Raw genomic sequence first — 7363 nt, forward strand, 5'->3', positions numbered from 1 at the left:
ACTGAGAAGTTTTGATAGCTTCATCAAGCTGGTGATATTGCTCTGGTGTTCCGTTTTTTAACTTGGCTTCTACGACTAGCATTGATTAATCCTCGACCATTGGATAGTTTAATTATAACACAGTTTACCCATAGATGGTAGAATTAAAATCGTGCTTCGCCGTCAATATCTTGGTCGGATTTCATCCCCCGCAAAGGTTGGATGTCTTGTCGAAAAATTTAGCGGGGGCATTCATCCGACATTTTAGGTAAATCCATCCACGAGCGTGCGAAACTGGGTTGGGGATTGACAATCCCGATACTCAGGGTGAGCAGCAGGGAAATTATTGTTAATAGCCAAAAACGGCAGAAAATAGGGCGCATAGACGATTCGATCCCATAAAAACCTCATTCCCATTCTAGACAGTCCCTATCACCCTTTACCTGTTACTGTCCGCGATTGGTTTGATAGACGTAAAAGTTAAATAAATCGAATAAACTGCCAACAAAAGCAAAGGTGACAGCGATGGTTAACAGGCCTTGTAGGGGATAACCGCCGCCGAAAATGGTTAAAAATTGCAGGATTTGGCTAAAACCGGTCTGACAAACCCAAGTAAAGCCGGGGACATGACTGGTGGCCAATAAAGCCGTTAAAATAGAACCCACCAAGAGGACGGGAGCAACAAAACTTAATAGGGTGGAAAATAGCAGGGAACGGAGCAAAGTAAGCATGGGTGCTGATCTCCAGAGAATTAGGGGGCAATCGAACGGGAATAAGAATCTATACTCGCTCCCCTCTAGGATATACGTTCATCTCGGATAGGGGCGGTTTTTTAAAAAATCTTAAAATATCATTAAGATTCTTGGTTAATAACGATTAAGTGGTACACAAAAGTCAACCCGATAATTGCTGGGTCAGCCTTTTTCAGTGATCAGTAAACAGTGATCAGTAATCAGTCAGGGGTGGGGAAGTGGGGAAGTGGGGAAGTGGGGGAATTTCAACTAAAACCCTAAAACCCTAACACCCCAAAACCCCCCCGCAACGCGCACGCAGTGACCACCCCATCACCCTGTCTCGGAGTCTCCTATCTCCTGACTCCTGTCTCCTGTCTCCTGACTCCTAACTCCTAACTCCTAACTCCTGATAATTGATAACCGGTAACTGATAACTGATAACTGGAACTACCTGAAGCATTGATCCCCGTGGTGTGGTACTGTCAATTCAGTGTGTTTATCGGCACTGGCTTAAGATTTGTCGCTATTGTCCTCCCCTTCTCCTGTCGCTGTTTTTGAGGCTTTCTATGACCGACATTCCTTTCACCCTAGACCAACTGAGAATTCTCAAAGCGATCGCTGCCGAAGGAAGCTTTAAACGGGCGGCAGATACCCTGTATGTATCTCAACCGGCGGTCAGTCTTCAGGTACAAAACCTCGAAAAACAGCTAAATGTGCCGTTATTTGACCGAGGCGGTCGGAAAGCCCAATTAACGGAAGCGGGACACCTACTCTTAAGCTACGGCGAAAAAATTATCACTCTCTGTCAAGAAACCTGTCGGGCGATCGAAGATCTACAAAATCTGCAAGGGGGAACCCTGATCGTCGGCGCTTCCCAAACCACGGGAACCTATCTTCTTCCCCGCATGATCGGGCTTTTTCGGCAAAAATACCCAGAAGTATCCGTACAGCTACAAGTTCATTCCACCCGTCGCACCTCTTGGAGCGTTGCTAACGGTCAAGTGGATTTAGCCATTATCGGGGGGGAAGTTCCCGCCGAATTACAAGAAACCCTGCGGATTATCCCCTACGCAGAAGATGAACTGGCTTTAGTCCTGCCGATTTTTCATCCTCTGTCTAAGGTAGAAATGATTCAAAAAGAGGATTTATATCGACTAAAATTTATCACCCTCGATTCCCAATCGACGATTCGCAAAGTCATCGACAAGGTTTTGACTCGTTGCGAGATCGATACCAAACGCTTAAAAGTGGAGATGGAACTTAACTCGATCGAGGCGATTAAAAATGCCGTACAATCCGGTTTAGGGGCGGCTTTTGTCTCGGTGACGGCGATCGAAAAAGAACTACAAATGGGAGTTATCCACGCTACCAGAATTAAAGATGTGGAAGTACGACGCACTTTGTCGGTAATTATTAACCCGAATCGCTATCGCTCAAAAGCGGCCGAAGCTTTTACCCTAGAAATACTACCCCAATTCTCCACCTATCCCGAATATCTGGCTGACGACCACAACTTTGAACCGATTCCTAACTCGCAACCCGCCGAAATTATTAGTAAATAAGTTGAGCGAGACGGGCAAAATCTTCCTCCGAACATTTAAGCTATCTCTTGGGCAGCGGCTAATTCTGCCAGTTTTTCCTGTTGATCCTTGGCGATACAGGATTGGATCACCTCTTCGATATCGCCGTCTAAAATGCGATCAAGGGAAAAATTCTGATTTAAGCGATGATCGGTGAGACGATTATCCTTATAGTTATAGGTGCGAATTTTTTCCGAACGCGAACCGGTTCCCACCTGAGAGCGTCGCATGGAACTGACCGCTTCCTGTTGTTCCTGTAACTTCATATCGTACAGTTTCGCCCGGAGAATCTGCATAGCTCGTTCCCGGTTTTGCAATTGCGATCGCTCCTCGGTGCAAAAAACCCGGATTCCCGTGGGTTTATGGATTAAATCGACGGCAGTTTCCACTTTATTGACATTTTGACCGCCTGCCCCCCCGGATCTAGCCGTGGTTAACTCAATATCCTTGGGATCGATATGCACTTCCACATCGTCCACTTCTGGCATAATCGCTACGGTAGCGGTGGAAGTGTGGACGCGACCACTGGCTTCCGTCAGAGGAACCCGCTGCACCCGATGGACTCCCGCCTCAAATTTCAGCTTACTATAGACGTTATCGCCTTTAATCTCTAAAATTGCCTCTTTAAATCCTCCCATATCCGCTGGAGATTCACTCAAAAGGCTAACTTTCCAGTTTTGAGTTTCGGCATATTTTGAGTACAAACGCACTAAATCTCCCGCCCAAATACTGGCCTCATCACCTCCGGTCCCGGCGCGAATTTCTAGCATGATATTCTTTTCATCGAGGGGATCCCGGGGCAGCAGCAGAATTGTTAATTGGTCTTCCAAAGTGGCGATTTTTGCCTCTAATTCTGCCACTTCTAGGGCGGCCATTTCCCGTAATTCGGGATCGCCGGCGGATTCTTTGAAGATTTGTTTCGCACCGATTAAATCCTCTTGACTTTTTTGCCAAATTTCGTAAGTGTTGACCGTTTCCTCTAGGGAAGCGCGGGATTTGGCCAGACGATGCAATTCACCCGGATTACCGGTGACATCGGGATCCGCTAGACGACGGGTTAATTCTTTGTAGGTCTGTTCTACAGATTGCAGTTTGTCTAGTAAGTAACTTTCAGCCATAATCGATAGCCACAAATAGGGTTAAACGGGGTTAATTTGAAGATAACCCGCAAATTCTCTGCATTAGAAGCGTCTGACAGATAATAGAGACGCAATTCTTTTAATTGTCTTAATTTTCTTGGTTTGGAGTTCTTCGAGCTAGGAAAAATCCCGCCCAACTGCTGAGAGTCAGTCAGTTTTGCTAATACTTAGAAATATTTTTAGGCCAGCAAGCGGCAAGGGAAGACATTTTTTTCTTAACCAGATTATTCCTATATATGAAACTATCATTTTTTGGCCGGTTTGAGCAAGTAATGTTAGATCCTGTTTAAAAGCAGGGAATTGGGGTGTGGGGAGATGGGGAGCTTTTTTCCTGTGATCAGTAAACGGTAAAGAGTAATCAGCGAACTGAAAACTCAACTCTGATCAGTGATCACTGATCACTGAATACTAAACCTGGCAGAAAGGGGTACAAAAAATGCTAGGATTGCCACAGCACAGAGAAAAGTGAAAGAAAGGAATATAGCTTTACATGGAAGAGTTTGACAAGTCAATATCCTTTGATGGCAGGGATATTCGACTAAAAATAGGGCTTTTAGCCCCCCAAGCTGGCGGTAGTGTTCTGATCCAATCGGGAGAAACGGCGGTTTTAGTGACAGCAACCACAGCCAAAGCCAGAGAAGGAGTAGATTTCCTGCCCTTAACCGTTGATTACGAAGAAAGATTATACGCCGCCGGGCGCATCCCGGGAGGATTTTTGCGTCGTGAAGGTCGTCCCCCGGAAAAAGCGATTCTGACCGGTCGTTTGATTGATCGCCCCCTGCGTCCCTTATTCCCCAGTTGGCTGCGGGATGATATTCAAGTGGTCGCTACGACCCTCTCGATGGATGAGGAAGTCCCCCCGGATGTTTTGGCCGTTACCGGGGCTTCCGTGGCGGTTTTGTTGGCAGGGATTCCCTTCCAAGGACCGATGGCAGCGGTACGCGTCGGTTTACTGGGGGATGAATTTATCATCAATCCCACCTACAAGGAAATCCATAACGGAGAATTGGATCTAGTGGTGGCCGGTAGTCCCGAAGGGGTGGTGATGATCGAAGCGGGAGCCAATCAGTTACCGGAACGGGATATTATTGAGGCGATCGATTTTGGTTATGAAGCAGTCCGCGACCTGATCACCGCTCAACGGGAATTAATCGATCAGTTGGGTATTGCCCTCGTGACGCGGGAAGTGCCGGCAGTAAACGAAACCGTGCAGAATTTCCTGAGAGAACAAGCTAAAGAGGAAATTAAACAGATTCTCTGCCAGTTTACCCTCAGCAAAACCGAACGGGATGAGAAATTAGAGGCGATCGAAAATCGGATCAAGGAAACTATAACCGCTCTCCCCGATGAAGACCCCTTAAAAGCTCCAACGCTGGAAGAACCGAAGTTAATCGGTAATATCTTCAAGGATCTGACCAAAAAACTGATGCGCGCCCAAATTATTGAGGATGGGGTGCGGGTTGATGGTCGCAAACTGGACGAAGTACGCCCAATTTCTTGCCGGGTGGGAGTTTTACCCCGTCGGGTTCACGGTAGCGGTTTGTTTAATCGCGGTTTAACCCAAGTACTTTCGATCGCCACCCTTGGCACCCCCGGTGATGCTCAGGATTTGGGCGACGATCTCCATCCCGAAGACGAAAAACGCTATCTTCATCACTACAATTTTCCACCCTTTTCCGTCGGTGAAACTCGTCCCATGCGTTCTCCCGGCCGTCGAGAAATCGGTCACGGTGCTTTAGCGGAAAGGGCGATCGTACCTGTCCTTCCCCCACAGGAGGAATTTCCCTATGTGCTGCGGGTAGTGTCGGAAGTCCTCTCTTCTAATGGTTCCACCTCCATGGGTTCCGTGTGCGGTTCTACCCTGGCGCTGATGGATGCCGGTGTTCCCCTGAAAAAACCCGTTAGCGGTGCGGCCATGGGTTTAATTAAAGAAGGGGAAGAAGTGCGGATTTTGACCGATATCCAGGGTATCGAGGATTTTCTGGGAGATATGGACTTTAAGGTGGCTGGCACTGATTCCGGCATCACCGCTCTCCAGATGGATATGAAAATCCCCGGTTTAACTATGGAAGTGGTGGCCAAGGCGATCGAACAAGCTTTACCGGCCCGCAAACATATCCTAGAGAAGATGTTAGCGACCCTAGAAAAACCCCGCACGGAATTATCTCCCCACGCACCCCGGTTATTGACGATCAAGATCGATCCAGATCTGATCGGGTTAGTAATCGGGCCGGGTGGTAAGACGGTTAAAGGGATTACTGAACAGACCGGCACGAAAATCGATATCGATGACGATGGGACTGTCACCATTTCCTCTACCGATGGGGAACAGGCCGAAAAAGCTAAACGACTGATCTACAATATGACCCGCAAACTCAATGAGGGTGAGGTCTATCTCGGTCGCGTGACTCGCATTATCCAAATCGGCGCTTTTGTGGAAGTTTTGCCGGGGAAAGAGGGAATGATCCATATTTCCCAATTGGCCGAGGGACGCGTCGGTAAGGTCGAAGATGAAGTGGCCGTGGGGGATGAGGTTTTAGTTAAGGTACGGGAGATCGATAGTAAAGGTCGTCTCAATCTCACCCGTCTCGGTATTCATCCCGAGGAGGCCGCTGCTGCCCGTAAAGCTGCTACTGTAGTCTAGGTAAATTTTCTATTCATGGTTAACCCTCGATCGCTCGAGCGAGGGTTTTTTTATCGAAAAAATTGCCTAAAAACGGCAATAGAGACGCAAAAACCACGCCTCTATCCCGGTATTTTCCCTAGATATTGTTTCTGACTACCAGCTAGACTTGACCACACCGGGTAAAAGACCTTGGTGGGCCCATTCCCGTAAAACGTTGCGGGATAAACCAAAATCGCGATAGTATCCTCTCGGTCTGCCGGTCGTTAAACAACGGTTGCGGTGACGACTGGGGGCGCTATTGCGGGGTAATTCCTGTAATTTTTGGTGAATTGCCAGTTTTTCTTCAAAATCCTCGGCGGTACGGAATTGTTCTTTTAGTTCCGCCCGTTTAGCTTCGTATTTTTGTCTGAGACGAGCGCGTTTTTTCTCGCGTTCTACCATCGATTTTTTTGCCATGGGGTTTCTCGAAAAAGATTTAACCTGTAAAGACAGCATTTTCCATTATAACCTGAAACACTGGTGACAAAGGTGACATTTCTTGATATTAATTCTTAAAGTCCTAGTTGCAAATTTTCTATGTCTGAACCGCCTCAATTTCTCCAACAACGTCTTTTTTATCAAGGTCGCGTCTTTCAATTTGAAGTCTCGAAACTGCGTTTACCTAACGGTGTCGAGGGAGAATGGGAATGTGTCCGTCATCCAGGGGGCGCTTTAGCAGTTCCGATCACCAAGGCAGGTCAATTAGTTTTAGTACGTCAGTATCGGTTTAGTTTGCAAGCTCGAATTCTGGAATTTCCCGCCGGAACGATCGATGAAGGAGAAGACCCCGCTACAACGGTAAAACGAGAATTAGAGGAAGAAGCGGGCTATCGGGCGCATAATTGGCAATCTTTGGGTAAATTTGCCCTGGCACCGGGTTATTCCGATGAATACATCTATGCTTTTCTGGCGCAGGATCTGGAAAAATTAAGCTTGCCCCCCGCTCAAGATGCCGATGAAGATCTAGAAGTGGTTTTGATGAGTTTTGAGGAAATGGAATCGGCGATCGCCAAGGGAGAATCGATCGATGCTAAAACTATTACTAGCTTCTATCTGGCCCGTTTAGCCCTTAATTAGGGTCTGCTGAATAAATCTAAAAACCTTGTTGGATAAGACTTTTGGACTTTTTTCCCCTCAAAAAGTGCCAGCCATTGCGGGGATCGGGGGGAAAATTCCGGGACTTTTTCCCTGAAAATTAGGTAGTTGACCACCTGAAAATCGATAAAACCCCACACCCCACACCCCACACCCCACACCCTGCCACCA

At 47.3% G+C, this 7363-nt stretch carries 9 protein-coding genes and 1 pseudogene; 3 read left to right on the forward strand and 7 right to left on the reverse strand.

Going from position 1 to position 7363, the window contains the following annotated elements; genetic code table 11:
* From IM456_RS22255 to IM456_RS22265, 3 genes and pseudogenes are all read right to left on the reverse strand, one after another.
* Positions 1-82, reverse strand: a pseudogene (locus IM456_RS22255) (transposase); the annotation flags it as partial.
* A gap of 136 nt (positions 83-218) precedes the next feature.
* Positions 219-362: a hypothetical protein gene (locus IM456_RS22260; RefSeq protein ID WP_287691112.1), complete on the reverse strand. Its 144-nt coding sequence runs from the start codon at positions 360-362 to the stop codon at positions 219-221.
* Between the two features lie 63 nt (positions 363-425).
* On the reverse strand, positions 426-710 hold the full coding sequence (locus tag IM456_RS22265; RefSeq protein ID WP_012265204.1) for a hypothetical protein: 285 nt from the start codon (positions 708-710) through the stop codon (positions 426-428).
* A gap of 569 nt (positions 711-1279) precedes the next feature.
* Between IM456_RS22265 and IM456_RS22270 the strand changes: the two genes are divergently transcribed.
* On the forward strand, positions 1280-2275 hold the full coding sequence (locus IM456_RS22270) for a LysR family transcriptional regulator (protein WP_149988435.1): 996 nt from the start codon (positions 1280-1282) through the stop codon (positions 2273-2275).
* A 35-nt stretch (positions 2276-2310) separates the two neighbouring features.
* Here the strand turns inward: IM456_RS22270 and prfA are convergent, their stop codons facing one another.
* Together prfA and IM456_RS23445 are read right to left on the reverse strand one after the other, a co-directional pair.
* Positions 2311-3411 carry a peptide chain release factor 1 gene (gene prfA, locus IM456_RS22275; RefSeq protein WP_149988434.1) on the reverse strand — a complete coding sequence of 367 codons (1101 nt, stop codon included), beginning with the start codon at positions 3409-3411 and terminating at the stop codon, positions 2311-2313.
* Positions 3390-3569, reverse strand: coding sequence for a hypothetical protein (locus IM456_RS23445; RefSeq protein WP_149988433.1), 180 nt, complete (start codon positions 3567-3569; stop codon positions 3390-3392). Before IM456_RS23445 ends, prfA begins: the two co-directional genes overlap by 22 nt.
* A gap of 353 nt (positions 3570-3922) precedes the next feature.
* On the opposite strand from IM456_RS23445, the gene IM456_RS22280 reads away from it, so the two are divergent.
* Positions 3923-6076, forward strand: coding sequence for a polyribonucleotide nucleotidyltransferase (locus IM456_RS22280; protein ID WP_149988432.1), 2154 nt, complete (start codon positions 3923-3925; stop codon positions 6074-6076).
* Positions 6077-6211: 135 nt separating this feature from the next.
* Here the strand turns inward: IM456_RS22280 and rpsN are convergent, their stop codons facing one another.
* A complete protein-coding gene (rpsN, locus tag IM456_RS22285; protein ID WP_002740009.1) occupies positions 6212-6514 on the reverse strand; it encodes a 30S ribosomal protein S14 in 303 nt (100 codons plus the stop codon).
* Between the two features lie 120 nt (positions 6515-6634).
* Between rpsN and IM456_RS22290 the strand changes: the two genes are divergently transcribed.
* A complete protein-coding gene (locus IM456_RS22290; RefSeq protein WP_149988431.1) occupies positions 6635-7174 on the forward strand; it encodes an NUDIX hydrolase in 540 nt (179 codons plus the stop codon).
* Here IM456_RS22290 and IM456_RS22295 read toward each other — a convergent pair.
* The gene (locus IM456_RS22295) at positions 7171-7353 is read right to left on the reverse strand and encodes a hypothetical protein (protein WP_041803630.1); all 183 of its coding nucleotides are present in this window, start codon (positions 7351-7353) and stop codon (positions 7171-7173) included. The two genes, IM456_RS22290 and IM456_RS22295, sit on opposite strands and share 4 nt — an antisense overlap.
* Positions 7354-7363: the final 10 nt, after the last annotated feature.

The organism is Microcystis sp. M079S1 (assembly GCF_020246425.1).
Taxonomy (GTDB): Bacteria; Cyanobacteriota; Cyanobacteriia; order Cyanobacteriales; family Microcystaceae; genus Microcystis; species Microcystis aeruginosa.